This is a genomic window from Mesorhizobium australicum WSM2073, from assembly GCF_000230995.2.
GTDB lineage: Bacteria > Pseudomonadota > Alphaproteobacteria > Rhizobiales > Rhizobiaceae > Mesorhizobium > Mesorhizobium australicum.
The window spans coordinates 420,316-445,791 of record NC_019973.1 but is presented as its reverse complement, the minus strand read 5'-3'; the positions used below and the strand labels follow the sequence as shown (position 1 = coordinate 445,791).

22 protein-coding genes are annotated in these 25,476 nt (G+C 64.8%); 9 read left to right on the top strand and 13 right to left on the bottom strand.

The window, feature by feature from the left end:
• Positions 1-27 precede the first annotated feature (27 nt).
• From pheS to infC, 5 genes are all read right to left on the bottom strand, one after another.
• Positions 28-1,080 carry a phenylalanine--tRNA ligase subunit alpha gene (gene pheS, locus MESAU_RS02035; RefSeq protein ID WP_041163588.1) on the bottom strand — a complete coding sequence of 351 codons (1,053 nt, stop codon included), beginning with the start codon at positions 1,078-1,080 and terminating at the stop codon, positions 28-30.
• A gap of 301 nt (positions 1,081-1,381) precedes the next feature.
• Positions 1,382-1,783, bottom strand: a complete 402-nt coding sequence (gene rplT, locus MESAU_RS02030; protein WP_006201247.1) for a 50S ribosomal protein L20 — start codon at positions 1,781-1,783, stop codon at positions 1,382-1,384.
• Between the two features lie 88 nt (positions 1,784-1,871).
• On the bottom strand, positions 1,872-2,075 hold the full coding sequence (gene rpmI / locus MESAU_RS02025; protein WP_006201248.1) for a 50S ribosomal protein L35: 204 nt from the start codon (positions 2,073-2,075) through the stop codon (positions 1,872-1,874).
• Positions 2,076-2,260: 185 nt separating this feature from the next.
• Complete coding sequence (locus MESAU_RS02020; protein WP_015314379.1) at positions 2,261-2,908, bottom strand: methyltransferase family protein; 648 nt, start codon at positions 2,906-2,908, stop codon at positions 2,261-2,263.
• Positions 2,909-3,071: 163 nt separating this feature from the next.
• Entirely contained in the window at positions 3,072-3,608 is a 537-nt protein-coding gene (gene infC, locus MESAU_RS02015) for a translation initiation factor IF-3 (RefSeq protein ID WP_023772325.1), read from the bottom strand.
• Positions 3,609-3,829: 221 nt separating this feature from the next.
• Here infC and MESAU_RS02010 point away from each other — a divergent pair, with 221 nt between their 5' ends.
• The 4 genes from MESAU_RS02010 to MESAU_RS01995 all read left to right on the top strand — a co-directional run bounded on the left by MESAU_RS02010 (position 3,830) and on the right by MESAU_RS01995 (position 7,218).
• Entirely contained in the window at positions 3,830-4,615 is a 786-nt protein-coding gene (locus tag MESAU_RS02010; protein ID WP_015314377.1) for an alpha/beta hydrolase, read from the top strand.
• 2 nt (positions 4,616-4,617) lie between these two features.
• A complete protein-coding gene (locus tag MESAU_RS02005) occupies positions 4,618-5,760 on the top strand; it encodes a benzoate/H(+) symporter BenE family transporter (protein WP_015314376.1) in 1,143 nt (380 codons plus the stop codon).
• Positions 5,761-5,877: 117 nt separating this feature from the next.
• Positions 5,878-6,360 carry a DUF2852 domain-containing protein gene (locus MESAU_RS02000; RefSeq protein WP_015314375.1) on the top strand — a complete coding sequence of 161 codons (483 nt, stop codon included), beginning with the start codon at positions 5,878-5,880 and terminating at the stop codon, positions 6,358-6,360.
• Positions 6,361-6,459: 99 nt separating this feature from the next.
• Entirely contained in the window at positions 6,460-7,218 is a 759-nt protein-coding gene (locus MESAU_RS01995; protein ID WP_015314374.1) for a M48 family metallopeptidase, read from the top strand.
• A gap of 6 nt (positions 7,219-7,224) precedes the next feature.
• Here MESAU_RS01995 and MESAU_RS01990 read toward each other — a convergent pair whose 3' ends face one another.
• Positions 7,225-7,443, bottom strand: coding sequence for a hypothetical protein (locus MESAU_RS01990; protein ID WP_041163587.1), 219 nt, complete (start codon positions 7,441-7,443; stop codon positions 7,225-7,227).
• Between the two features lie 113 nt (positions 7,444-7,556).
• Here MESAU_RS01990 and MESAU_RS01985 point away from each other — a divergent pair, with 113 nt between their 5' ends.
• The 5 genes from MESAU_RS01985 to MESAU_RS01965 all read left to right on the top strand — a co-directional run bounded on the left by MESAU_RS01985 (position 7,557) and on the right by MESAU_RS01965 (position 12,924).
• Entirely contained in the window at positions 7,557-8,216 is a 660-nt protein-coding gene (locus MESAU_RS01985; RefSeq protein WP_015314372.1) for a phosphoribosylanthranilate isomerase, read from the top strand.
• 90 nt (positions 8,217-8,306) lie between these two features.
• Positions 8,307-9,557, top strand: coding sequence for a tryptophan synthase subunit beta (trpB, locus tag MESAU_RS01980; RefSeq protein WP_015314371.1), 1,251 nt, complete (start codon positions 8,307-8,309; stop codon positions 9,555-9,557).
• A gap of 61 nt (positions 9,558-9,618) precedes the next feature.
• Positions 9,619-10,458, top strand: coding sequence for a tryptophan synthase subunit alpha (gene trpA, locus MESAU_RS01975; protein ID WP_015314370.1), 840 nt, complete (start codon positions 9,619-9,621; stop codon positions 10,456-10,458).
• 48 nt (positions 10,459-10,506) lie between these two features.
• Positions 10,507-11,433 (top strand): acetyl-CoA carboxylase, carboxyltransferase subunit beta, encoded by a 927-nt coding sequence (gene accD / locus MESAU_RS01970; RefSeq protein WP_015314369.1) that lies wholly within the window; start codon positions 10,507-10,509, stop codon positions 11,431-11,433.
• A 165-nt stretch (positions 11,434-11,598) separates the two neighbouring features.
• Positions 11,599-12,924: a bifunctional folylpolyglutamate synthase/dihydrofolate synthase gene (locus tag MESAU_RS01965; RefSeq protein ID WP_015314368.1), complete on the top strand. Its 1,326-nt coding sequence runs from the start codon at positions 11,599-11,601 to the stop codon at positions 12,922-12,924.
• Positions 12,925-13,152: 228 nt separating this feature from the next.
• Here MESAU_RS01965 and MESAU_RS01960 read toward each other — a convergent pair whose 3' ends face one another.
• From MESAU_RS01960 to MESAU_RS01930, 7 genes are all read right to left on the bottom strand, one after another.
• On the bottom strand, positions 13,153-13,434 hold the full coding sequence (locus tag MESAU_RS01960) for a cupin domain-containing protein (protein ID WP_015314367.1): 282 nt from the start codon (positions 13,432-13,434) through the stop codon (positions 13,153-13,155).
• A gap of 132 nt (positions 13,435-13,566) precedes the next feature.
• The gene (gene trxA, locus MESAU_RS01955; RefSeq protein WP_015314366.1) at positions 13,567-13,890 is read right to left on the bottom strand and encodes a thioredoxin; all 324 of its coding nucleotides are present in this window, start codon (positions 13,888-13,890) and stop codon (positions 13,567-13,569) included.
• Positions 13,891-13,964: 74 nt separating this feature from the next.
• Entirely contained in the window at positions 13,965-17,471 is a 3,507-nt protein-coding gene (gene addA / locus MESAU_RS01950; RefSeq protein WP_015314365.1) for a double-strand break repair helicase AddA, read from the bottom strand.
• Positions 17,468-20,602 (bottom strand): double-strand break repair protein AddB, encoded by a 3,135-nt coding sequence (gene addB / locus MESAU_RS01945; protein ID WP_015314364.1) that lies wholly within the window; start codon positions 20,600-20,602, stop codon positions 17,468-17,470. Before addB ends, addA begins: the two co-directional genes overlap by 4 nt.
• Positions 20,599-21,327 carry a nucleotidyltransferase family protein gene (locus tag MESAU_RS01940; RefSeq protein ID WP_015314363.1) on the bottom strand — a complete coding sequence of 243 codons (729 nt, stop codon included), beginning with the start codon at positions 21,325-21,327 and terminating at the stop codon, positions 20,599-20,601. The genes addB and MESAU_RS01940 overlap by 4 nt, the downstream gene beginning before the upstream one ends.
• Positions 21,324-22,835: a bifunctional tRNA (adenosine(37)-N6)-threonylcarbamoyltransferase complex ATPase subunit type 1 TsaE/phosphotransferase gene (locus MESAU_RS01935; RefSeq protein ID WP_015314362.1), complete on the bottom strand. Its 1,512-nt coding sequence runs from the start codon at positions 22,833-22,835 to the stop codon at positions 21,324-21,326. The genes MESAU_RS01940 and MESAU_RS01935 overlap by 4 nt, the downstream gene beginning before the upstream one ends.
• 8 nt (positions 22,836-22,843) lie before the next feature.
• Positions 22,844-25,384, bottom strand: coding sequence for a sensor histidine kinase (locus MESAU_RS01930; protein WP_015314361.1), 2,541 nt, complete (start codon positions 25,382-25,384; stop codon positions 22,844-22,846).
• Between the last annotated feature and the right edge of the window lie 92 nt (positions 25,385-25,476).

The following is a 25,476-nucleotide window of genomic DNA, read 5'->3' as shown; positions in this document are numbered from 1 at the left end:
AGCTGGCAGCAGGAGTCTTCAGGGCCGTCACGCGCTCAGGCCTCCGAACAGCGTCGGCATGTCCAGCGGCCGGAAGCCGTAATGCGACAGCCAGCGCACATCGGCGTCGAAGAAGGCGCGCAGGTCGGGCATGCCGTATTTCAGCATGGCGATGCGGTCGATGCCCATGCCCCAGGCAAAGCCCTGGTACTCGTCGGGATCGAGCCCGCCGGCCCTGAGCACATTGGGGTGCACCATGCCGCAGCCCAGGATCTCCATCCAGTCGGAGCCTTCGCCGAAGCGCACTTCGCCGGGCCTGGAGCGGTCGCACTGTATATCGACCTCGAGGCTTGGCTCGGTGAACGGGAAGAAGGAGGGGCGAAAGCGCATCTTGACCTGCGGCACCTCGAAGAAGGCCTTGCAGAACTCTTCCAGCACCCACTTCATGTTGGCGACGTTGGCCGATCTGTCGATCACCAGCCCTTCGACCTGATGGAACATCGGCGAGTGGGTGGCGTCGGAATCCTGGCGATAGGTCTTGCCCGGAATGACGATGCGGATCGGCGGCTTCTGCTTCTCCATGGTGCGGATCTGCACCGGCGAGGTATGAGTGCGCAAAAGCTTGCGCTCGCCCTTCTCGTCCGGCTGGAAGAAGAAGGTGTCGTGCATCTCGCGTGCCGGGTGGCCCTCCGGAAAATTCAGCGCGGTGAAATTATAGTAGTCGGTCTCGATATCGGGTCCTTCGGCGATGGCGAAGCCGAGATCGCCGAAGATCGCGGCGATTTCGTCGATGACCTGGCTGATCGGATGGATGCGGCCGCGCTCGGCCGGCGACTGCCGCACCGGCAGCGTCACGTCGACCTTCTCAGCCGCCAGACGGGCGGCGATCGCCACATCCCTGAGTTCAGCCTTGCGGGCCGTCAGCGCCTCGGTGACACGATTTTTCAGGCCATTGATCGCCGGGCCCTTCACCTGCCGTTCCTCGGCGCTCATCGCGCCGAGCGTCTTCAGCATTTCCGAGATTGAGCCCTTCTTGCCAAGCGCCGAGACGCGCACCGCCTCGATCGACGTCTCGTCGGCGGCCGAGGCGATGTCAGCCATCAGGGTATTTTCGAGTGCATCAAGGCCAATGGTTGCGTCGTTCACGATCAAACTCGCTGCGTTGGAAGTCGGCTTAAAGTGAAAGTCACTTTAAAAGTGAAATTTCAGGCAGAGACAAAAGAACCCGCGCCAGCCGTGCCAGCGCGGGTTCCCCAAATCAGAATTTCGAATGCTTGGGAAGCGCTGGGCTCGGAGCCCGATCCCGAAAAGTTGCAGACTTTTCGGAAAAGATCGCGCTCCCCGCTAATTTCCCTGGAGCATGATGTTGTCCAAAAAGTCAGAAACTTTTTGGCATCATGCTCTAGGCGACAGCGCTTTCAAAAGCATTCGGAGTGGTGTTCTTGAGGTACTCAAGAGCAACCTTGGCCTTGGCCACCAGGGCGGCGAAAGCCTGCGGCTCGTGGATGGCCATGTCGGACAGGATCTTGCGATCGATCTCGATGCCGGCCTTGTTCAAACCGTCGATGAAGCGGCCATAGGTCAGGCCATGCTCGTGCGTCGCGGCGTTGATGCGCTGGATCCACAGCGCGCGGAACGAGCGCTTGCGGTTCTTGCGGTCGCGGTAAGCGTACTGCAGCGACTTTTCCACCGCCTGCTTGGCAATGCGGATGGTGTTCTTGCGGCGGCCGTAGAAGCCTTTCGCGGCTTTCAGGACCTTCTTGTGCTTGGCGTGCGAGGTGACGCCTCTCTTTACGCGTGCCATGTCATGATCTCCTTAAAAGCAATTCCAGGTGCCTGGCGGCGTTCCGTTCGAAATTGCGTAAAACTGATGCGTGTCCGGACCGTATGCCTTAGAGGCCGTTCGGCAGAAAATTCTTGATGACCTTCTTGCCATCCGGTTCAGCCAGAACCATCGTGCCGCGGGCATTTCGAATGAACTTGTTGGAACGCTTGATCATGCCGTGACGCTTGCCGGCCGCAGCCGACAGGACTTTACCCGTACCTGTGATCTTGAACCGCTTCTTGGCGGCCGATTTGGTCTTCATCTTGGGCATTTTGCTACTCCGTATTGTTGGCGCACGATCGCGCTTCTTGTTCGCTCCGGGCCGACCAAAGCCCGAAAAGCAAATGAAACCGCCACGGCATGCCCTGCCGGGCGGTTTTCTTGGAACGGCGGTGCTATAGATCAAAGATGGCGCGGGCGCAACACCCTCAGCACCGTGCGACGCACTGTCCCCGGTCAGGGCAGCCTAAACCAGACCGGCAGCATGCCCGACAACTGCGCGCCGTCGATCAGTTCGAAAGCCGGCAGCGCGATCAGGAACACCAGCCCGTCGAGCAGTGTGGTCAAAAGCAGGCTCGGCCTGAAGCTGCCGGTGTCGCCTTCCTGGTAGAGCGAAAGCTTGGGGAAGAAGCGCGGCACGCGTGCCAGATAGTCGGCATAGGGTGCACCGAGCGCCTCCTTGAGGAACTTCTCCTCGCGCAGGATGACGATATGGAAGGCACCGGCGCACAGAACCGCGAAAAGAATGATGCCGGAGAACGAGCCGATCTGCGCGCCGACGCCGGCGGCGGCCACGGTCGAGAACACGTAGAGCGGGTTGCGGGTGATCGAATAGGGGCCGCCGGTCACCACCTCGGAGGATTTGCGCCCGCCTATATAGAGCGTCGCCCAGAGGCGCCCGACGATGCCGAGGAAAATCAAGAGCACGCCGAACATCTCGATCGTTTCGTGCACCGGCGTGTCCGGCGGGAAGGTCGACTGGCCGAACAGCAGCGCCAGAAACAGCACCACCACGAGCACGGCAAGCACCAGCCGGCGCATCTGCTGGTAGTTGCCCAGCCCGTGTTTGACGTCCTTGACGTCCGAAACCTTTTCGTTGGCCATGCGGGAATCCGATCGTCGAAGAGCTTTGCCGGCGATCGCAGCTTTGAGCTAAGAAATAAGGCGTCCCGCCGATCGCCGGGACGCCCTGTAGCACAATTCAGGCGGATTTAGAGCGCGATGTCCGGGCCTGACGTCATCGTGATCCAAGTGCGTCCCGCAAACCTTAGCGCGGCGCCAGCACCATCATCATCTGGCGGCCTTCGAGCTTCGGCTCGGCTTCTACCTTGGCGATGGTCGCCACCTCCTCGCGCACCTTGTTCAGAAGCTGCATGCCGAGTTCCATATGCGCCATCTCGCGGCCGCGGAAGCGCAGCGTCAGCTTGACCTTGTCGCCTTCCTCGAAGAAGCGGCGCACCGCCTTCATCTTGGTTTCGTAGTCATGGCTGTCGATGTTCGGGCGCATCTTGATCTCCTTGATCTCGATGACCTTCTGGTTCTTGCGCGCCTCGGCCGCCTTCTTCTGGTTGGCGTATTTCAACTTGCCGAGATCGAGGATTTTTACGACGGGGGGGACCGCGTTGGGCGATATTTCGACGAGATCGAGCCCGGCCTCTTCGGCGAGCAGCAATGCGTCGTTGATGGAAATATCGCCGCGATTCTGGCCGTCGGCGTCGATAAGCTGGACCCGGGGAACCCGGATGTCACGATTGGAGCGCGGCCCATCCTTGGTCGGCGCCGCTGCTTTGAAAGGTCTGCGAATGGTCGTGGTCTCCTTGGCCGTTTCGTTCGGGATTTGTCGGTCTTGATACGTGGACGCGCCAATGTGGTGAGCGCGCGGGCGGAGTCAATAGCACAGCATTGACAGAAAATCACCCTGATCGCTGGCCTGCACCAAACAAAGAAACAGCGCGAGTACTTTTCGCCACGCCTCCGGCTGTGCCACAAGGACCGCGTGCCAAAAGACGGGCCTGAGGAAAAACCATGATCGCCACGCCCCCATCCTCCCTGGCTCCAACTTTTCTGGATGTCGACGGATCTGATATCGCGGTGCGCCATTCAGCCGGCTCGACGCCCGGCATCGTCTGGCTCGGCGGCTACAAGTCGGACATGCTGGGCACGAAGGCCGAGACGTTGTCGGACTGGGCGGCACGGCAAGGCCGGGCCTTCCTGCGGCACGATTATTCGGGCCATGGCGAATCCGGCGGCGCCTTCGCCGACGGTACGATCTCGAAATGGCTTGCGCAAAGCCTTGCCGTCTTCCGGCATTTCGCCAAGGGCGCTCAGATCCTGGTCGGCTCGTCGATGGGCGCCTGGATCGCGCTGCGCATGGTGCAGGAATTGCGCAAGGCGGGCGACGCAAACGTCGTCGGCCTGGTGCTGCTGGCCCCGGCGCCGGATTTTACCAGCGACCTGATCGAGCCGGTGCTGACCAAGCCACAGAAGCGCGATCTCGCCGAAAAGGGCTTCTTCGCGGAACCCTCGGATTATTCCCCCGAGCCTTACGTCTACACCCGCGCCCTGATCGAGGATGGGCGCGACAACCGGGTGATGACCGGGCCGATCGACACGCATTGCCCGGTTCACATCTTGCAGGGACTGGCCGACGCCGACGTGCCGTCGAGCCATGCCTTGAGGCTGGTCAGCCTGCTGCCGGCCGACGATGTCACGCTGTCGCTGATCCCTGACGGCGACCACCGCCTGTCGCGGCCGCAGGATCTCGACATGCTGGTGCGGGCTGTCGGCGATATGGCCAGGCGAGGCCAGTGACGATGCGCCTGTCCATCCCGATCTCCGCCTTCGTCGCGGCCATCGTCGGTTTCGGCGGCACGCTGGCCATCGTCATTGCCGCCGCCAAGGCGGTCGGCGCGACGCAGGTCGAGACGGCAAGCGGTGTGACGGCGATCTGCCTGGCCATGACCGTCGAGTGCCTGTGGCTGTCATGGCGCACGAAAATGCCTGTCATCACCGCCTGGTCGACGCCGGGCCTTGCACTGGTCGCCGCCTCGATCGGCTTCTCGATGGGCGAGGCCGTCGGCGCCTATATCGTCACGGGCGTGCTGCTGGTCGCTACCGGCCTGTTTGGGCCGCTGACCCGGCTGATATCGAGAATACCGGCTTCGGTCGCCTCCGGCATGCTGGCCGGCATCGTCGTCACTTTCGCCATCAATGCCATGAAGGCCATCCCGGCGGACCCTTGGCTCATCCTGCCGCTGATCGCGGCATTCTTCGTCATCCGGCTGTTCAATCCGGCGCTGTCGGTGCTGGCGGTGCTGGTTGGCGGTGGCCTTGCCGCCTTCCTTACGGGCCGTGTCGGCGGCCTGCCCGCGCCCGAACTGTCGACACTGACGTTTATCGCTCCCCATTTCACCGCCAAGGCGATCATCGGCCTGGCGCTGCCGCTCTACCTCGTCACCATGGCTTCGCAGAACCTGTCGGGGCTGGCGGTACTGCGGGCGGCCGGCTACCACCCCGAACCTGGCCCGCTGATCGGCGTCACCGGCCTGTTTTCGTTCCTGTCGGCGCCATTCGGTGCCGGAACCACCAATCTGGCGGCGATCTCGGCAGCCATCTGCACCGGCCCTGACGTCCATCCCGATCCCGCCGAGCGCTGGAAGACCGGGCCGTTCTACGCGCTTGCCTACCTCGTCTTCGCGATTTTCGGGGCTTCGCTGGTGGCGATCTTCGCCGTCCTGCCGCAGAGCCTGATCGTGCTGGTGGCGGGACTTGCGCTGATGGGGTCGCTCGCCAACGCGCTGGCGATCGCGCTGAAGGACGAGGGCGAGCGCATGGCCGCAACCGTCACCTTCGTCGTCACCGCCTCCGGGCTGACGCTGTTCGGTGTCGGCGCCGCATTCTGGGGCCTGATCGCCGGGTTGGTCGTGCTTTTCCTCGATATGCTCAAAAAGCGATAATCATTTCAGGCCCTTGTTCGGTTTTGGCGGACATTGTCTTGAATCGCCGTTTTCGCCTTCCCATTTCGATTCCACGCAGCCGGTTCTGGCTGTCTCCAACCGAAGGAATGGGAGAAAATGAACACATCTGCATTGATCCGCCCGGCCTGGACGCCGGCGACCATCGCGTTGATGGTGATCGGTTTCATGGTGTTCTGGCCGCTCGGCTTTGCCATGCTCGCCTACATCATCTGGGGCGACCGGCTCGAGGGCTTCAAGCGTGACGTCAACCGCGCGACCGACGGCATCTTCGCCGGCTGCCGCCGTGGCTCCGACAAGGCCGCGCGCTGGGGCAACGGCTCCGCCCGCACCGGCAACGTCGCTTTCGACGACTGGCGCGAAAAGGAGCTTGAGCGTCTGAACGAAGAGCGCCGCAAGCTCGACGAGATGCTGACGCAGTTCGACGAGTATGCCCGCGAATTGCGCCGCGCCAAGGATCAGGACGAGTTCGACCGGTTCATGGCCAACCGCAACAAGTCGACAGCGCCGGCCAAGACCGATCCGAGCACCGGAACGGCCCCCACCAAGCGTGGCAAAGGCTCGAACCTGCTCGACGACTGAAGCTCGGCGACAGGGCCAAGGTATGATAACGGCGTCGCGCGAGCGGCGCCGTTTCTTTTTTGTTCTATTCGTTCTCCTCGAATCGCGTATCGTCCCGCCATGACCATCGGGTTCTTCCGCAATCTGACGAAGCCCAAACCCACGCCTGTGGTGGAGCGGGAATATTGCGTCGCCGGCCGCACGCTGCCGCTCAAGATCGTCGAGAGCGCCAGGGCAAAGCGTCTGACGCTGCGCATCGATTCCGGCGGACAGGGCCTGCGCATAACCGTGCCGCCGGGCCTGCGCCGCGGTGAAGTGGACAGGTTCCTCGACCGCCACCAGGACTGGCTGGAACAGCGGCTGGCCAAGGTGCCGACGCGGCCGCAGGTGCGTCCGGGCATAAAGATTCCGGTGCGCGGCGTGGCCCACCGTATCGTGCATGAGCCGTCAAAGCGCGGCACTGTCACCATATCGCGCGACGACCGTGGCCCGCTGCTGATCGTGCATGGCGACCGCATCCATCTGCCGCGCCGCATCGCCGATTTTTTGAAGCGCGAGGCCAAGAAGGAGATCGAGAAGCTGGTCGTCAAGCATACGGAGGCGCTTGGCAAGCGCGCCAAGGCGATCCGCTACAAGGACACCTCCAGCCGCTGGGGCTCCTGCACTTCGGAAGGCAATCTGTCCTTTTCCTGGCGCATCATGATGGCGCCGCAGCCTGTCATAAACTACCTCGTCGCGCATGAGGTGGCGCATCTCAAGGAGATGAACCACGGGCCGAAATTCTGGAAATTGTGCGAAAAGCTCTGCCCCGACACCGATCGCTGCAAGGATTGGCTGAAGCGCAATGGCGGCGCCCTGCAGGCGATTGTGTTCGAGTAGGGCGCCTCAATCATCATTCGCCGCATTGAGCTCATCCGGCCGCAACCCTTCGTCGCCATGGTGCGGCCAGGGTAGAAAGTTCCGGTCGAAAGCTTCGCCGCCGAAATAATCCAGCGCTCGATGCGCCTCGGCGCCATTGAAGGCGGCCCTGTCCATGAGGTGCGCTATGACCTCGCGCGCCTGCGCGATCTTCTGCTTCAGTTCGGCAACGGTCTGGTCGGCCATGGCTGTGCTCCCGCCTTGCATGCTGTCCAATCCATAGGTAGCGCCTTTGGCCCTGCCGGCAAACAGCATGCTTTTTCTCGACTCTTGGCGCTTTTCGTGCCAATTCCCGCGCCATGGCGCTCGACATCAAGATCTGCGGCTTGAAGACCGACCAGGCAATGGCCGCGGCCCTGGCCGGCGGCGCCAGCCATGTCGGGTTCATTTTCTTTCCAAAAAGCCCGCGTTATGTTGAGCCGGCCGAAGCCGGCCGTCTGCGCGAAGCGGCTCGTGGCAAGGCCTTGGCGATTGCCGTCACCGTCGATGCCAGAGACGCCTTCCTCGACGAAATCGTCGAAAAGCTGCAGCCCGACATGCTGCAACTGCACGGCTCCGAAACCCCCGAGCGAGTGGCTGAACTGAAAGCCCGCCATGGGCTGCCGGTGATGAAGGCGTTGCCGCTCAGCGAGGCCGCCGATCTCGAACGGTTAACGCCGTTTGTCGGCATCGCCGACCGGTTCCTGTTCGACGCCAAGCCTCCAAAGGGCTCGGAGCTGCCGGGCGGCAATGGCGTCGCCTTCGACTGGCGCATTCTCGCCGGCCTTGACGCCGGGATCGATTACATGCTTTCCGGTGGGCTCAACGCCGCCAACATCGGCGATGCCCTTAGGCTGGCCAATCCGCCCGCGATCGACATTTCGTCAGGCGTGGAAAGCGCCCCGGGCGTCAAGGATCCGGCGCTGATCGAACAGTTTTTCCGGGCCGTCAGGGCCGCGCGGGACGACCGCGCTGCCTGAACAAAATTTCGAACCCTGAGCATGTCCCGGAAAAGTGGGAACCGGTTTTCCGACAGGACATGCTCAAAGTACAGATCTAGGAGATCGGCGATGAACAAGCCGGCGACACCCAATTCCTTCCGCACCGGACCCGACGAACAGGGCATGTTCGGCATTTTCGGCGGTCGTTTCGTTGCCGAAACGCTGATGCCGCTGATCCTCGACCTGGAGAAAAACTGGAACGAGGTCAAGAACGATCCGGATTTCAGGGCCGAATTGACCGGTCTTTCGACCCACTATGCCGGACGGCCGTCGAAGCTCTACTTCGCCGAGGGCCTGACCAGGCATCTTCGTGAGGTTTCCTCGGCGAAGGGTCTCGGGGGCGGCGCGAAAGTCTATTTCAAGCGCGAGGATTTGAACCATACCGGTTCGCACAAGATCAACAACTGCCTGGGCCAGATCCTGTTGGCCAAGCGGATGGGCAAGAAGCGCATCATCGCGGAGACCGGTGCTGGCCAGCATGGCGTGGCGTCGGCGACCGTCGCGGCCCGCTTCGGTTTTCCCTGCGTCGTCTATATGGGCGCGACCGACGTTGCCCGGCAGAGCCCCAACGTCTTCCGCATGAAGCTGCTCGGCGCCGAAGTGCGGCCCGTCACCGCCGGTCACGGCACGCTGAAGGACGCCATGAACGAAGCCCTTCGTGATTGGGTGACCAATGTCGAGGACACCTATTATTTGATCGGCACCGCCGCCGGTCCGCACCCCTATCCCGAACTGGTGCGCGATTTCCAGTCGGTGATCGGAACCGAGGCGCGCGCGCAGATCCTCGAACAGGAGGGGCGGCTGCCCGACACCATCATCGCCGCCGTCGGCGGCGGGTCCAATGCCATCGGCATGTTCCATCCCTTCCTCGATGACAAGGAAGTTCGGATCATCGGCATCGAAGCCGGCGGGCGCGGCCTCGACGGCATCGAGCATTGCGCCTCGATGAATGCCGGCTCCCCCGGCGTGCTGCACGGCAACCGCACCTATCTCCTGCAGAATGCCGACGGCCAGATCATGGACGGCCATTCGATTTCGGCCGGCCTCGATTATCCCGGCGTCGGCCCGGAGCATTCCTGGCTGCGCGACTCCGGGCGTGTCGACTATGTGCCGATCCTTGACGACGAGGCGCTCGAGGCCTTCAAGCTGACGACCCGCGTCGAAGGCATCATCCCGGCGCTGGAATCCGCGCACGCCATCGCCCATGCGGTCAAGATCGTGCCCGCCATGGACAAGGACCAGATCGTCATTGTCAACCTGTCCGGCCGTGGCGACAAGGACGTGCACACGGTGGCCTCGATGCTGGGCATGGAGATCTAGGCCCTTTGGACCATTCGACCTGGGAGTTGATTATGAGCAAAATTCGTCCAAAGGGCCTGACATGACAACCCGCATCGACCGCCGCATGGCGAAGCTGAAGGCCGAAGGCCGCCCGGCCCTCGTCACCTATTTCATGGGTGGCGACCCCGACTATGCAACCTCGCTGTCGATCATGAAGGCGCTGCCCGGCGCCGGCTCCGACATCATCGAGCTCGGCATGCCGTTTTCCGACCCGATGGCCGACGGCCCGGCGATCCAGGCGGCGGGCCTCAGGGCGCTCAAAGGCGGCCAGACGCTGGTCAAGACGCTGAAGATGGCGTCGGACTTCCGCGCCGGCGACGATGAAACGCCGATCGTGCTGATGGGCTACTACAACCCGATCTACATCTATGGCGTCGACCGCTTCCTGAAGGACGCGATCGCCAGCGGCATCGACGGGCTGATCGTCGTCGACCTGCCGCCGGAGATGGATGAGGAACTCTGCATCCCGGCGCTGAAGGCTGGCATCAATTTCATCCGGCTGGCGACGCCGACCACCGACGACAAGCGCCTGCCCAAGGTGCTGCAGAACACGTCCGGCTTCGTCTACTACGTGTCCATGACCGGCATCACCGGCTCGGCGCTTGCCGACACCGGCAAGGTCGCCACAGCGGTCCAGCGCATCAAGGGTCACACCAAACTGCCGGTCTGCGTCGGGTTCGGCGTCAAGACCGCCGAACAGGCGCGCGTGATCGGGGCCAACGCCGACGGCGTGGTCGTCGGCACGGCGATCGTCAACGCGGTCGCGAACGTGCTGGGGCCGAAGGGTGAAAAGACCGCCGATCCGGCGGAGGCAGTCGCCACGCTGGTCAGCGGCCTTGCGCAAGGCGTGCGCTCGGCCCGCCTTGCTGCCGCCGAATAGTTTCCCTACGTCTTTACCCAACTCTTCGTCAGGACAGGAGCCGAAGCGATGAACTGGATCACCAATTACGTTCGCCCGAAAATCAATTCGATGCTCGGCCGGCGCACCGACATGCCCGAGAATCTCTGGATCAAGGATCCCGAGACCGGCGAGATGGTGTTCCACAAGGACCTGGAATCCAACCAGTTCGTCATCCCGTCTTCCGGCCATCACATGAAGATCTCGGCCAAGGAGCGGCTGAAATTCTTCTTCGATGACGGCAAGTACGAGACCCTGGACAATCCCAAGGTCATGCAGGATCCGCTGAAGTTCCGCGACGAGAAACGCTATGTCGACCGGCTGAAGGACGCCAAGGCCAAGACCGGCCTGGAAGACGCCATCATCAATGCGCTGGGGACCGTCGAGGGCTTGCCGGTGGTGGTGACGGTGCAGGATTTCGCTTTCATGGGCGGTTCGCTCGGCATGGCTGCGGGTGATGCCATCGTGCATGGCTTCGAGGTCGCCTTGCAGCGCAAGCGGCCGTTGATCCTGTTCGCCGCCTCCGGTGGCGCGCGCATGCAGGAAGGTATTTTGTCCCTCATGCAATTGCCGCGCACCACGGTTGGTGTCGATAGGCTGAAGGAAGCCGGCCTGCCCTACATCGTCGTGCTGACCAACCCGACCACCGGCGGCGTCACCGCCTCCTATGCCATGCTGGGCGACGTGCACATCGCCGAGCCCGGCGCGCTGATCGGTTTTGCCGGGCCGCGTGTCATCGAACAGACCATCCGCGAGAAGTTGCCGGACGGCTTCCAGCGCTCCGAATATCTGATGGAGCATGGCATGGTCGACATGGTGGTGTCGCGGCTGGAGCTGCGCGAGACCATCGCCCGCCTGTTGAAGATGCTGCTCAAGATGCCGGAAGAGCAGAAGCCTCTGGAACCGGAAATCTTGCCGCCGGCCGTGGTTGCCGCCGAAGTCCGGCCGCAAGCTTGACGCTACATCGACATGACGCGAGACTGGCCTGACGTGAGACTGGCCTGACGCGACATTGGCCGCCGCGAACAGCGATTGCGCGGCATCCGTTGCGCGCTGTAGCCTTTCGATAGCCGTGGTCTTTGCGGGAGCGATTCTGGCTCCAGGCCATGCACGGGATTTGCCATGACGACGCTTGCCGCGGACCGCGAAATCGAAGCCCTGATGGCGCTTCACCCGAAGGGCTTCGACCTTTCGCTCGACCGCATCTCGCGGCTGTTGGAGCGGTTGGGCAATCCGCAGGACCTGCTGCCGCCGGTCATCCACATCGCTGGCACCAACGGCAAGGGTTCCTGCGCCGCCTTCTCGCGGGCGCTGCTGGAAGCCTCCGGCCGGCTCGTCCATGTCCACACCTCGCCACATCTGGTCAGCTGGCACGAGCGCTACAGGCTGGCCGCCGAAGGCGGCGGCAGGCTGGTCGACGACGACATCTTCGCGGAGGCCATTGCCCGCGTTGCCAAGGCCAATGCAGGCCAGAAGATCACCGTCTTCGAAATTCTCACCGCCGTCACCTTCATCCTGTTTTCGGAACATCCGGCCGATGTCGCGATCATCGAGGTCGGTCTTGGCGGCCGTTTCGACGCCACCAATGTGATCGCGCGGCCGGCCGTGTCGGTGATCATGCCGGTGTCGATGGACCATGAGGCCTATCTCGGCGATCGCGTCGAACTGATCGCCGCCGAAAAGGCCGGGATCATGAAGCGTGGCTGCCCGGTGGTCATCGGCGCGCAGGAAAGCGAGACGGCGCTGCAGGTGCTGATCGACGCCGCCGAGCGGCTGGAATGCCCGACCCTCGTCTACGGGCAGGATTTTCTCGCCTTCGAGGAAAACGGCCGCATGGTCTACCAGGACGATGATGGGTTGATGGATCTGCCGCCGCCGCGCCTGCCCGGTCGGCACCAGTTCGCCAATGCGGCCGCCGCGATCGCCGCGGTCAAGGCGGCCGGCTTCGAGATCAGCCACCGCGCCGCCGAGAAGGCAATGACCAACGTCGCCTGGCCGGGCCGCATGCAGAAGCTGGCGCAGGGCCGGCTGGCGGAACTGGCGCCGAAGGGCGCCGACATCTGGCTCGACGGCGGCCATAATCCCGGCGCCGGCGTCGTCATCGCCGAAGCGCTGGCCGAGCAGGAAGAAAAGAACCCGCGTCCGCTCTTCCTCATTTCCGGCATGATCAACACCAAGGACCAGGCCGGCTATTTCCGCGCCTTCAAGGGCCTCGTCCGGCATGTCTACACCGTGCCCGTGAGCATGAGCGATGCCGGTGTGCCGAATGACGAACTGGCGATCCGTGCCACGGAAGCCGGGCTGACGGCCGAACCGGTAAGCTCCGTCGCCAGCGCCCTGATGCTGCTGCGCGACACCTGGGACGGCCCCACGCCGCGCATCCTGATCGGCGGGTCACTTTACCTGGCCGGCGCGGTTCTCGCCGAGAACGGCACGCCCCCAACCTGAGGCCGTCCATCGCCTCGTTATCCCCCGGAGTAGCGAGGAGCGAAGCGAAGCAGCGCAGACCCCAGGAACCGCGACTTCAAAGCGCCGCAGCGGTGCGGAATTTCCTCCGCTGTATTCGTCGATGGCCGTCACAGCATGGATACCTGGGTCTTCGCGACGGAGCTTCGCTCCTGCTTCGCCCTGGTATGACGAAGTTAGGGAGGTCTCGCTCAGCGTCAGAGGTGCCGCTTACTTCAGCTCAATCTCGATAAAAGCGTACTCGCCCTCATTGGCGCTGACGACGTCGTGTTCCACTCCCTCCTTGCGGAAATACGGCGCGCCTTTCTTCATCTCGGCGAAGGTTTCGCCGTCCTTGGTCACCAGCTTCAGCTTGCCGTCCATCAGTGGCACCACGACATAGTCGTGGCCGTGGCGATGCCAGCCGGTGTTGTCGCCCGGCTGGAAGCGGTACTCGGTGACGATGACGCGTTCGTTGTCGATGAAGACGGTGGCCTTGGCGGATCCGGTCATTTCTCTCTCCCTGCTTCTGCTGCCAACAGAGGACATGGAGTGGCCCGATGTGAGGGCCAGAGCGGCGCACCGATGACGCCAACAAAAAGCCCGGCGCGATGGCCGGGCTCAATGCTTCGAATTCAGATGGCATCAGGCGAGATTGCCGTTGACCCAGTGCGACAGTGCGGTCTTGGGCGCGGCGCCAACCTTGATGTCGGCCACTTCGCCGCCCTTGAAGATCATCAGCGTCGGGATCGAGCGCACGCCAAACTGGGCGGCAAGCTCGGGATTTTCGTCGATGTTCAGCTTGGCGATCTTTACCTTGGCGCCGAGCTCAGTGGCGATGTCTTCGAGCGCCGGTGCGATCATCTTGCAAGGGCCACACCATTCCGCCCAGAAATCAACCACAACCGGCACCTGGGCATTAAGCACGTCAGCCTGGAAATTGTTCTTGTCGACCTTGACGGTGGTCATGCGGAAATCCTTTCGAAATTTTTCGTCCCACCAAATGTGGTGGTTGTCGCGCCCTTCTTCAAGCAGTTCTTGTGTCACGCTCCCGTGAGTCGGGCAAGGGCGTCGTCCATGGCCCGGGACGGCAGTTCGATCAGCCTTGGCGCTTCGGTGAACAGCAGGGCTGCCTTGACCTCCCGCCCGGGGTAAAGCGGCTGCAGCAGGGCGCGATAGAGCGCGAGCTGAAGCAGATAGGCCGGCGGGACTTCCGCCAGGGAGGCGGGTGCGGGCCGGTTGGTCTTGTAGTCGACGATCGAGACCGCGTTCGGGGTCACCGCCAGCCGATCGATCTTGCCCGAAATGGAGCGGATCTTGCCCTTGACCTCCAGGCTGCCCATGATCGCGACCTCGGCGCGCGAGGAGGGCGCGAACAGATGACCGAGGCCGGGGTCGGCAAGGATGGCGATGACCGATGCCAGGGCCTTTTCACGCTCGGCCTCAGGCCACGCCGCACCCGTTCGGGAGAGATAACGCTTCGCAGCGTCCTCCCGTGCGTCCTCGGCGATGCCGGGCAGCATCTGCAGCAGTTTGTGCAGGGCGAGCCCGCGCAGCACGGCAAAACCCGGCTCGGCAGCGGCGTCCAGCACCGGCGACGCCTTGTCGACAACCGCTTCCTTGCCTTCCTCGATCAGCGCCGAGGCGCCCGACGGCGACAGGGGACGCGGCAGGTCCTCGAAAGGCGGCAAGGGCCTGAACAGGGTCGCCGGCAGGGGGCTGAAAGCATCGGCCTGCCGCGCCTGTTCGCCCGGACTTGGCGCAACCGGCGGCAGTTTGGTGACGTGGAAACGGTAGACAGGCTCCCCGTCGGCAGGATGCGGACGCTGTTCGCTTTCGGGCGCGCCGCTCAGCGCGCGGCTGACGATCGAATGCCAGGTGCCGGCGTTCGGCGCCCGCTTGCCGTGATAGCCGCAGACGACAAGCCGGTCCTCGGCGCGCGTCATGCCGACATAGAGCAGCCGGCGGTACTCGTCGTCGGCGAGTTCGCGGGCGCGAGCGGCGGCCGTCTTCGAGAAGCCGTTGGCGACGTCGCTGGCCGAACGCCAGAGATAGCCCCTGCCATCCCAATGTCGGCCAGAGCCGTCGAAAGGCATCAGGCGCGGCAAATGCTGGTCGCTGAACGGGGCGGAACCGCCGTCGACCAGGAACACCACGGGCGCCTCCAGGCCCTTGGCCGCATGCACGGTCATGACCCGGACTTCATCGCGGGTCTGGTCCATCTCGCGCTTGATCTCGGGCCCGGCGTTTTCCAGCGTCGACAGGAAGGCTTCCAGCCCGGGCAGGCCAGTCCGCTCTTCGGCAAGGCAGAAGCTCAGGAACTCATCGAGGATATCGCCGGCTTCCGGCCCGAGCCGCGCGATCATCTTGCGGCGTACGCCATCGCGCGCCAGCAGGGCGGCATAGAATTCGAACACCGGCTTGAAGGCGGCCTCGTCAGCCCAGCCGTCGAGTTGCGCGACGACCGCCGCGAGCGTTTCGCTTTCGCCGGCATGCTGGCGTAGCGATGCCGCCAGCGACACGCCGGGCGGCCGTTGCGCGGCGAGCGTGAACAGTGTCTCTTCCGGCAGGTCGAAGACCGGGCTGCGCAGCAGAGCGGCGAGTGACAAGTCGTCCTGCGGCTGGATCAAAAGGTGGCCGAGCGCGATCAGGTCCTTGACGGCAATATGGCCCGACAGGCTCAGCCGGTCGGCGCCGGCAACCGGGATGTCGCGGCGCTTGAGCGCGCGGGTCAGCGCGTGGACGAAGCTGTCGCGCTTGCGCACCAGCACCAGCACGTCGCCCGGCCGCAGCCGCTTGCCACGCCCCTCGATGATTTCGCCCTTGCCGATCCAGCCGGCAATGGTGACCGCGACGTTCTCGGCGACCCGCACCGCCGGCGCATGGGCATGGTCGATCGCTTGCGCCCAGTCGTCGGGCTCGTCGACGGCCTCGGCACCGATCGACGGCCAGACCTCGACATAGCCTGGCGCATCGGTGCGGATCGCCTTGTGGTTCAGTGGATCGGGATCGTGGCTGATGCCGCGCCGCACGATGGGATCGGCAAAGACCCGGTCGACGGCGGCCAGCACATCGTCCGTGGAGCGGAACGACCAGGTCAGCTTGAGGTCGGCGAAGGACGCTTCGGCATCGCGCACACGCCCGGCGAATAACAACCGGCTGTCGGCGAAGGAGTCGGGTGCCGCACCCTGGAAGGAGTAGATCGACTGCTTCTCGTCGCCGACGGCAAAGACCGTGCGGTGGACCCGCTCGCGGGCGCCGAAGCCGGCAAAGAATTCTTCCGCCAGCCGCTTCACCACCTCCCATTGATCCGGGCTGGTGTCCTGCGCCTCGTCGAGCAGGATGTGATCTATGCCCTGGTCGAGCTTGTATTGCACCCATGGGCCGGCATCGGGCCGCGCCAAAAGATTCACCGTGCGGGTGATCAGGTCGTTGAAATCGAGAAAGCCGCGGCCGCGCTTCAGCACTTCGTAGCGTGCGATCAGCCAGTCGGCGATGGTCAGGGCCGCGCGGGTGCCCTCCAGCATCCGGAATAGCGCCAGCCGGTCGACAGTCTCCATGATGGCGCTGGCGGCCGACAGATAGCGCTCGGCCAGCTCAGGCAGCCGGTCGGTGAGCGCCTTTTTGAACGCCTTTGCCGGATCATAAGGATCGCCGTCGGTCTTGAGGAAGGCTCTTGCAAGCAACTGCAGCCGGCGGAGAGGGTCGCTCTCGGCGAAGGCCTGGCGCGCATAGGGCAGGATGTTGTTCAACACCGACCTGGCGTCGGTGGCTTCGGCTGCCTGGGCAAAGCCGGCAAAATAGTCCGGCAGGAAACCAGGCAGCGGCCATACAGATGCCGCTATGCCTTCGGCGGTCTGGCCGGGCTGGAAATGGAATTCATCGAACAGCGGCTGGAAGCCGTCACGCCCGACAGCATCGAGGAAATGGCGCAACCCGTCACGCTTGCGCACGATCTCGCCAAGCAAGGCGTCGAGACCGGCTTCACCGCCGCGTTCCAGGACAGTGGCGAAGGCCTCCGCCAAAGTCCTGTCGCCGGCGGCGGAGATCATCTCGCGGCGCGCAGCGGCAAAAAGCGAGGCCTCCATCTGGCTGTCGAGCATTTCGAAATGGGCGGGGATGTTGGCTTCCAGGGGGAACTGATGCAGAACGGATTCGCAGAAGGCGTGAATGGTCTGGATTTTCAACCCGCCAGGCGTCTCCAGCGCCTCGGCGAACAGGCGGCGGGCACGGCGCATGGTGTCGCGATCGGCCCGGCGCCCTTCCAGCGCCTCTATTCTGGCGGCCAGCTCCAGATCACCCAGCGATGTCCATTCCGACAGCGTGGAGAAAACCCGGTTCGACATGTTGGCGGCCGCGGCCCGCGTATAGGTCAGGCACAATATCTTCGAGGGATCGGTGCCGTTGAGCAGCAGCCGGATGACGCGCTGGGCCAGCACGTGCGTCTTGCCCGATCCCGCATTGGCCGACACCCAGGCCGAATTGCCGGGATCGGCGGCCCGGGCTTGGCTTGAAGCCGTATCGCTCGGGATCGGATAGGCTTTCTTCATGCCTCCCCTCCCTCATCCCCGGCGTCGCCGCCGGCGGACCATTCGAGCACGCGGGCGAGGTGGTCGTAATCGCCATCGGTTTCGCCTTCGCGAAACGGCAGCGCGCGCGACAGATAGCCGGTCGCCGGGTCGGCATAATGGATCAGCAGTTTTTCCAGCCGCGCCCAGGCCTCTTCGGCAAGATCGGCGGCGGTGCGTGGTTGGCGGTTGTGTTCGAGTATGGACTCCTCGAACACCTCGCCATTCGGCTTCAACCTGATGAAGGCCAGTTGCGACGGTTCGCGCGTGCCCAAATCCTTGAATGCGCCACGCCTGAGCAGCGCCCCTTCCAACGCCAGTTGCGGCGCCAGTAGCGTATGGGCCTGTGCCTTGGAAGGCGAGGAACCCGTCTTGTAGTCCAGAATGTCCGCCATGCCGCCGGCCAGCAGGTCGACACGGTCGGCATAGCCGGACAGCGTTACGCCGGACTGTCCGACCACAGTCTTGCCGGCGCGCTCCTCGGCATGCCGCTGGATGACCGCGTCGGCGCGCGTTCGCTCCCATTCGATGATGTTGGCGGCGAGCTTTTCGAACCGCGGCCACCACACCGCCTCGACATCGGCCGGAAGCGCCGCCTCGGCAAAACAGGCGCGGCCGGCGGCGATGAGCCCGGCCAATGCGTCCAGCGCGCGCGGGTCGGCCACCTCGGACGAAAAGAGATGCAGGATGGCGTGAAACAGCGTGCCGCGCTCCGCCGCACCCGGATCGCGGACGAGCGGATCGAGCGGCGTCAGGCCAAGGATCCTCCGGGCATAGACAGCGTAGGGGTCGCGGCGCAGCGTCTCGACCTCGGTGACGGAGAAATGCGTCGGGCGAACCGAAAGCGGCGGCTTCGGCTGCGGTCGTGGCGCGAAATCCCGCTTCGGTCCCGTGTCGAGCGCGCGCGCCCAGGCAAGCAGCTCATCGCCGCGCCGGCGCAGTGCCGCCGCCTGATCGTTGCCGATGAAGGTGAGCAGCCGCTGCAACCAGCGCGACGGCACGGCAGGTGCGTCGCCGGCACGCGCCGAGCGGGCCAGCACCACATGTCTCGCGCCCATGGCCATCTGGAAATCATGCGCGGCAAGCCCGATGCGCCGCTCCGGCGGTTCCAGGTCGATGCCGGTCTTCATCAGCCGCGACATGAAGCGGTCGCTCTCCGGCTTGCGCGGCCAGACCCCTTCGTTGAGCCCGCCGATGACCAGCGTGTCGACATCCTGCAGCCGCGCCTCCAGCGCACCCCAGATGGCGATGTTCCTGTCGGTGCCTTGCGCTGGCTTGACGGTCTCGGGCGCGATCAGCGCCTCCATCACATCGGGCCATTCGATTGCCGCGAACGACAGCGGCGCCGAAGCCGCGACCAGCCCGCGCAGCAGTTCGGCGAGCTTTTCGCCGGCATCGCCGGCGTAGAGTTCGCCAAGACCACCGTCGGCGGAACGGCCGAGATTTTCCAGGGCAGCGACGCTGGCTTCGACCAGCGCGGCAAGGCCGGCCTCCGCCTGGCCGCGAAAGATCGAAAGCGGCGCCAGCGCGTCAGCCAGGCGTGCGAGAAGGGTCCGCGCAACCTCAATGGAGCGCACGGTCAGGCGGGCAAACCAGAACGGCGGCCGGCTGCCGTCGCCTAGCCCGGTGAGGCGGGCCTCGAAAAGATCCGGCAGCGAAGCGATGTCAGGGCGGCCGGTGCCGCCGCGCAGCGCCACCAGTTCGACCAATTCCGCCGCGTGGCGCACGTTGACCCGTTCCAGACCCAGGCCAAGCAGGGGATGCTTGAGCAGCGACAACAGGCCGACCGGATCGCCCGGCCGGAACACCGCTTCGAGCGCCAGCCTGAGCAGGCTGGCCGCCGGCGTGTTGGACAGCGGCGTGCCGCCGGAATCGTCGGCAACGACACCGAAGCGCTTGAGCTCGACCGAGACGCGGCGTGCCAGCGCGCGGTCCCCAGTGACAAGTGCCGCTCTCTGGCCGGGCTCTTCGACCGCGCGCTTGAGCGCGACGGCGATCGCGACGGCTTCGTCGCGCTCGCTTGCCGCCTCCAGCAGCGTCACGTCGGCGAAGGCGCCGGCAATATCGGACGCTGAAAACCCGTTTCGTGTTTCCGCCCACAATTCCGTGGTCTCGGCCGGCCGCAGCGCCTCGCCGACAAGGGCGGCGCGGCGCGCGAGCTTCGGCTCGGCCGCACCGATCTCCTCGACGTCGCCGCGCAGCACGCCGATCTTGCCGATCAGCTTTGCCAGGCCGTATTGCGGATGGCCCAGCACGGCTGGACGCGCGCCGGGAGCGACGAGAGCCTGGAAGGAGGCTTCGTCGAGCATCTGGTCCAGGCCGGGCAGCACGATGGCACCGCCGGACAGGCCGGCGATGGTCGCAAGCAGTTCCGCCGTGGCGGGTATGGAGCCAGTGGACCCCGCGGCTATGACCGGCCCGGCGGGTGGATTGCGCCGTAGCCGCGCGGCCTCGGCACGGATCAAGGCGCTGCGATGCGCGGCTGGGTTGGAGCGGTCGCTCTCTGCGAGGAATTTCGGCCAGGCATCGGTGACGATGCCGAGGAATTCGAGCGTGACCTGCCACCATCCGGCAAGGTTGCCACTGACGAGGCCGGCAAGTTTGGCCCAATCGGTGCCTTCCGTCTCGATCTCGTCCATCAGCCCGGCCAGATCGCGCGCCAGCCAGATCGCGTCGGCGGTGGAGGCTGGGACGACGATCTCCTCGGCGAAAAGGGCCGCGACATGGGCGGGCAACCGGCGTTTCCACGCCCGCACCAGCGGCGTCAGCAGCAACAGTCGCTCGGTGGCGGTGATCGGGGGCGCGAGATCGATTGCCGCCGTTGGATCGGCCTCGAATGCGGCCTCATCCTCGTCGAATTCGCCCAGCGGCCGGATCACCGGCAGGATCGCCGAACCGCCGCCGCCACGCGCCTTCAGGCTGTCGACGAAGACGCCGCGCAAGGCACGTGCGGCCCGGCGCGTCGGCACATAGATGGTAACATCGGACAAAGCGAGGGGGTCACCGTCGAACCGAAACCCGGGGACAAGGCGGCCGTCAAGCAGCGCCTCGGCCAGCGTCGGCAGAAACGGCGCTCCGGAGGGAATGGAGAAAACGCGGCTTGAGCCGCTCATTGCGATCCGATGAGTGCGCCGGCCACTGCGTCTTCGGCGAGCGGAATGGCATCGGGCGTGCCGACGGTTATCCAGTGGCCATGCATCGGCATGCCGAACAGGCGGCCGCCGGCAATCGCCTTGTCGAAATAGGCATTGAGCGAATGCGGTTCGGCGGGTGCGTTTTTGAACAGGCGCGGATGGATGATCGCGGCGCCGGCATAGATCAGGCCAGCGGGATCGCCTTTCGAACGCCGCAGGGCACCATCCGGCGCCACCAGGAAATCGGTGCTGCCACAGTGCCCTGTCGCCTGATGGAGATCCGCCAGCATCAGCAGAATATCCATTTTCGCGGCGTCCCATGCAAGGGCAAGCCGCCCGAGATTGAGCGGGCCGTGGTCGATCCAGAATGTATCGGCGTTGAGAATGTAGAACGGCTCCTGGCCGAGCTCCGGCAGCGCCTTGACGATGCCGCCGGCGGAATCGAGCAGCCGGTCGCTCTCATCGGAAATGACGACGCGCGGCGCGCGGCGCGCGGCCACATGAGCGACGATCTGTTCGGGAAGGTAATGGACATTGACCACCGCCTTGCCGACGCCGGCCGCCGCCAGGCTGTCGAGGCCCCAGTCGAGCAGCGTCTTGCCGGCGATGCGGACCAGCGGCTTGGGCATAGCGTCGGTGATCGGCCTCATGCGCTTGCCGAGCCCGGCGGCAAGGACGATGGCGGTGTCCGGTTTCGTTGTCACAGCGCTCGTTCCTCCAGCAGCCCGTGCGCGCTGTAGAAATCCCGCAGGTCGGCGAGCGCGGGATGCGACAGCGCCCGCCTGAGATAGTCACGGATGCGCGGCAGGTGCCTGAGATAATAGGGTTTGCCGTCACGTTTTTCGAGGCGCACGAAAATACCCAGAATCTTGGAATTGCGCTGCGCGGCCATGATTGCATAGGCTTCGAGGAAGCTTTCTTCGTCGAAGCCGCCTGCTGCATGACGCGCGGCGACATAGGCGTCGAGCGTCCGCTTCTCGATCTCGGGCACCATGGTGACGCGGGCGTCCATGGCGAGCGAGGCGACGTCATAGGCGCAAGGCCCGATCAGCGCGTCCTGGACGTCGACGATGCCGAGCCGGTCGAGGCCGGATCGCTCGCCGCGCCAGATGATGTTAGGCGAGTGGAAGTCGCGCAGCATCAGCGTGTATTCGCTGCCTTGCAGCCGGTCGAGAAGCGCATTCCATGTCTTGTGGTAGCCGGAACGCAGCGCCTTGCTTGCCGGCTCGCCCGTTATCGCCGGCACGTACCAGTCGATCAGCAGGTCGGCCTCGATCAGCATGGCGTCGCGATCGAAGGGCGGCACGTCATGAACGACGCCGGGAGCCGCCGCCATGCGGTGAGGCCAGACCTTGCCATGCATCATGGCAAGCAGTTCGGCCGCCGCCTCGTACCGTTCGGCGACCGGCTCGCCATTGCCGTCGAGGAAACCTTCCGAGCCCAGATGCTCGAGCAGCAGGAAGCCCTGGTCGAGATCCTGCGCGTCGATCCTGGGCACCGCGACCCCGGCGGCCAGCAGCGCACGGTCGATTGCGACGAAGGCGGACACCGACTGCGCCGTATGGGCGATCACGGCATAGGGTTTGCCGTCGCGCACGGGCGGGCCGAGCACCAGCCGCGGCGAGTTCATCAGCACGCGCGGCGCCTCGCCGGCAAGCGTTACGATCTCGTAGGAGCGGGCCGAGGCATCGCCGATGAAATGCCGGCGCCGCGCTTGCCCCCAGCCGGCGCTCTCCAGAAAACCGCGCATGGCCAGCGAGCGCGCGACACGGTCGAAGGTAACCCCTTGCCCCGACAGTCGGGCCAGCCGGCCCTCGCCATGCTGGACGAGTTCGATCAGCACCGTCGCTTTGGGCAGATAGCCCTCAGCCCGTTCCGGCCATTCGATCAGGGCGGCACCTTGCGCCAGCGCCTCCTCGAAGCCGAGTTCGTCGAGCTCGGTCGCCGAGGACAGGCGGTAGAGATCGAAATGGTGAACCGGCACGCGGGTATCGTAGCTCTGTACCAGCGTGAAGGTCGGGCTCGGCACTTCGAGACCGGCATCGTCGGCCAGCGCCCGGATCAGTGCCCTTGCCAGCGTCGACTTGCCGGCGCCGAGATCGCCCTTGAGCGCCAGCACGTCGCCCACGCGCAGCGCCAACGCCAGATCCTCGCCCAGCCGGGCTGTCTGGGTCTCGTCGGCGAGCAAACGCTCCAGCACCGGTTCCGTCATCGAGCGCGCTACTCGGCCGCTGCGCGGATACCCGGCATGTCGGGAAAGGTGCAGATGACGGTCGTGCCCTTGTCCTTGCCGGTTTCGATGCGAACGGCGCCGCCATGCAGTTCGACAAAGCTCTTGACGATCGACAGGCCGAGGCCGGCGCCGCGCCGGCGGCCGCCATTGGCGCGCGGTTCGAAGCGGCGGAACACCGAATCGAGCACATCGGGCGGCATGCCAGGTCCGTCGTCGTGAACCGAGAACTCGACCCCGTCCGCCAACTGACGGCAGGCCAGCCGGATGGTGCTGGCCTCCGGCGCGTAGTTGGCGGCGTTGCTGAGCAGATTGTAGAGGATCTGGCGGATGCGCGTTTCGTCGCCATGGAACGTCTTCGGCGCCGCGGCGGCATCGACCGCGAGCCGGATCGAATGCTCCTCCAGCCGGTCGGCGACAAGCTCGGCGGCAGCCGCGATGGTGCGGTCCACATGCACCTCGGAAATGTCGAGCTGCATGATGCCGGCATCGACGGTCGCCAGGTCGAGTATGTCGTTGACGATGGTCAGCAGCACCGAGGAGGACGAGCCGACATGTTCGACATATTCACGCTGCTTCTGCGTCAGCGGGCCAGTCGCCGGCAGCGACAGCAGCTCGGTGAAACCGATGATGTTGGTCAGCGGCGAACGCAGTTCGTAGGACACATGCTGGACGAAGTCGTTCTTGAGCTGGTCCGATTTCTCCAGTGCCTCGTTCCTGTCCTTGAGCGCGCGTTCGACATGGACGCTGTCCGTGACGTCGACGAAGGTCATCATCACTTGCCCGTTGGGCAGCGGAATCACCGCGTAGCGCAGCACGGTGCCGTTGTTGAGCTCGGTCTGGCCGTGACGCTCGCGGCGCTCGTCGTCGAAGCCGGTGATGGCGGCGACAAAGCCGGGCCAGGGGCTCTCGACCGCCTGCCGATCTGAGAGCTCGCGTATGGTCGATACGTGCACATTGGGCTTGGCGACTTCCGTGCCCAACCCCCACAGCGTGGCAAAGGCCGGGTTCGACAGCCGCAGCCGGCCATCGGGACCGAACACCGCCACGCCTTCGGCCAGATTGTCGAGCGTTTCGCCCTGGACCCGGACCGCGGTGCGGTAGCGGCTTTCGAGATCCATCTTCTCGGTCAGGTTCTCGAACACCCAGGTGACGCCGCCCTTGGGTTGCGGGTTGGCGACGACGCGGATGGTCTTGCCGTCCGGCAGGTGCCACCAGTGTTCCTGCGATTCGACCGCACGATAAGCGCCGAGCAGGCCTTCCTTCCAGCGGCGCCATTCCGGCTGTTCGGCGATCTTGCCCTCGCTGCGCAGCCGGTCGAGCAAAAGGGCGTTGTCGGGCGCGCTGTGCAGGAAGCCGCTGTCGAGCCCCCACAGTTTCTGGAAAGCCTGGTTGAAGAAGCGCAGCTTCTCGTTCGTGTCGAAGATGGCGACTGCCGTGTTGAGCTGGTCGAGCGTATCGGCATGGCTGCGCACGGTCCGCTCATATTCGCCGCGGATGGCCTCGATGGCGCTGGTGTCGCAGGCAAGGCCGGCCGAACCGTCGGCGCCGGCAAAGTCGGTCACGGCAAACACGCGGCGGTCGCCTTCGATCACCGTCGAAAGCGATTGCTCGAACACCGGATGCGATTTGTGCTGGGCGGCGATGGCCTCGCGCGCCTGGCCGCCGAGGAACTCCTGGGCGTCACGCACGGCGGCTTCAGCGTTCTCGGCTTCGACCGCGTCGGCATAGGCCCGGTTGACCCATTTCAGCCGGCCATGCTCGTCACGCAGCCATGCCGGCATCTTCAGCGCCTCGAGCAGGCCGATCATCGTGTCATGGTCGGCGGCCAGCCGCTGGTTGTCGATCTTGAGCCGAGCCTGGCTGCGCTGTGTCTCGGACAGCGAGACAAACCGCACCAGCACATGGGCCGCGCTCTTTCGGCCATGCACTTCCAACGGAGCGCCGGCCTGCGATTCCACCACCAGGTCGAACGCCCTGCCTTTTTCCCGCAAACCCGTCACGGCATGTTCGAGTGCCGCCGCCGAGCGCGGCATCAGCCAGCGCCCAAAGGCTAGGAATGCGGCCCGTTCCTCCGGCGCTCCGCTTTCGGTCGGCAATGTGCCGATGAGCTCGGGTTTCTTGTTTTCCGAGGCCCAGACCACCACACGCTGGTCGCGCAGATTGAGCAGCGCTTCCGAACGTCGCAACGCCGCGCTGATATCGGCGACGCGGCTTCTCAGCTCGACATTTTCCGCCGAGGTGCGCGCGCGTTCGCGAATGAGAACGATGGCCGACAGGAATGCCGCTCCCATCACTCCGGCAAAGACGGCTAGCTGCATGACCTCGATCGTGCTGACCGAAAGGCTGGCCGCCACTTCGGCGCCTTGGGCGCATGCAACCCCACCAAGCAGCGGACCGGCAAGTGTGGAGCCGGCAAGCAGCAGCCCCGCGCGGCCACGCCACGAAGGGCGCCGCGAGCCAGTGGTCTCCGAATCCTGATGGCCGCCGGAAACGGCCTGTCCCGCGTGAAGCGGGTTTTCCCCCGGCATGTCTTGGTCCTCTTCGCCGCCTGAATGCAAGACCGCCCTGACGCGTGCGCCGGTCCTCGCCCCTGGACCCGCGAATCACAACAATAGCGCCT

What these genes read in the sequence shown, in the direction of transcription:
- pheS (WP_041163588.1), bottom strand. Translation starts at nt 1,080, where the DNA reads ATGGCTGACATCGCCTCGGCCGCCGACGAGACGTCGATCGAGGCGGTG.
- rplT (WP_006201247.1), bottom strand. Translation starts at nt 1,783, where the DNA reads ATGGCACGCGTAAAGAGAGGCGTCACCTCGCACGCCAAGCACAAGAAG.
- rpmI (WP_006201248.1), bottom strand. Translation starts at nt 2,075, where the DNA reads ATGCCCAAGATGAAGACCAAATCGGCCGCCAAGAAGCGGTTCAAGATC.
- MESAU_RS02020 (WP_015314379.1), bottom strand. Translation starts at nt 2,908, where the DNA reads ATGGCCAACGAAAAGGTTTCGGACGTCAAGGACGTCAAACACGGGCTG.
- MESAU_RS02010 (WP_015314377.1), top strand. Translation starts at nt 3,830, where the DNA reads ATGATCGCCACGCCCCCATCCTCCCTGGCTCCAACTTTTCTGGATGTC.
- MESAU_RS02005 (WP_015314376.1), top strand. Translation starts at nt 4,618, where the DNA reads ATGCGCCTGTCCATCCCGATCTCCGCCTTCGTCGCGGCCATCGTCGGT.
- MESAU_RS02000 (WP_015314375.1), top strand. Translation starts at nt 5,878, where the DNA reads ATGAACACATCTGCATTGATCCGCCCGGCCTGGACGCCGGCGACCATC.
- MESAU_RS01995 (WP_015314374.1), top strand. Translation starts at nt 6,460, where the DNA reads ATGACCATCGGGTTCTTCCGCAATCTGACGAAGCCCAAACCCACGCCT.
- MESAU_RS01990 (WP_041163587.1), bottom strand. Translation starts at nt 7,443, where the DNA reads ATGGCCGACCAGACCGTTGCCGAACTGAAGCAGAAGATCGCGCAGGCG.
- MESAU_RS01985 (WP_015314372.1), top strand. Translation starts at nt 7,557, where the DNA reads ATGGCGCTCGACATCAAGATCTGCGGCTTGAAGACCGACCAGGCAATG.
- trpB (WP_015314371.1), top strand. Translation starts at nt 8,307, where the DNA reads ATGAACAAGCCGGCGACACCCAATTCCTTCCGCACCGGACCCGACGAA.
- trpA (WP_015314370.1), top strand. Translation starts at nt 9,619, where the DNA reads ATGACAACCCGCATCGACCGCCGCATGGCGAAGCTGAAGGCCGAAGGC.
- accD (WP_015314369.1), top strand. Translation starts at nt 10,507, where the DNA reads ATGAACTGGATCACCAATTACGTTCGCCCGAAAATCAATTCGATGCTC.
- MESAU_RS01965 (WP_015314368.1), top strand. Translation starts at nt 11,599, where the DNA reads ATGACGACGCTTGCCGCGGACCGCGAAATCGAAGCCCTGATGGCGCTT.
- MESAU_RS01960 (WP_015314367.1), bottom strand. Translation starts at nt 13,434, where the DNA reads ATGACCGGATCCGCCAAGGCCACCGTCTTCATCGACAACGAACGCGTC.
- trxA (WP_015314366.1), bottom strand. Translation starts at nt 13,890, where the DNA reads ATGACCACCGTCAAGGTCGACAAGAACAATTTCCAGGCTGACGTGCTT.
- addA (WP_015314365.1), bottom strand. Translation starts at nt 17,471, where the DNA reads ATGAAGAAAGCCTATCCGATCCCGAGCGATACGGCTTCAAGCCAAGCC.
- addB (WP_015314364.1), bottom strand. Translation starts at nt 20,602, where the DNA reads ATGAGCGGCTCAAGCCGCGTTTTCTCCATTCCCTCCGGAGCGCCGTTT.
- MESAU_RS01935 (WP_015314362.1), bottom strand. Translation starts at nt 22,835, where the DNA reads ATGACGGAACCGGTGCTGGAGCGTTTGCTCGCCGACGAGACCCAGACA.
- MESAU_RS01930 (WP_015314361.1), bottom strand. Translation starts at nt 25,384, where the DNA reads ATGCCGGGGGAAAACCCGCTTCACGCGGGACAGGCCGTTTCCGGCGGC.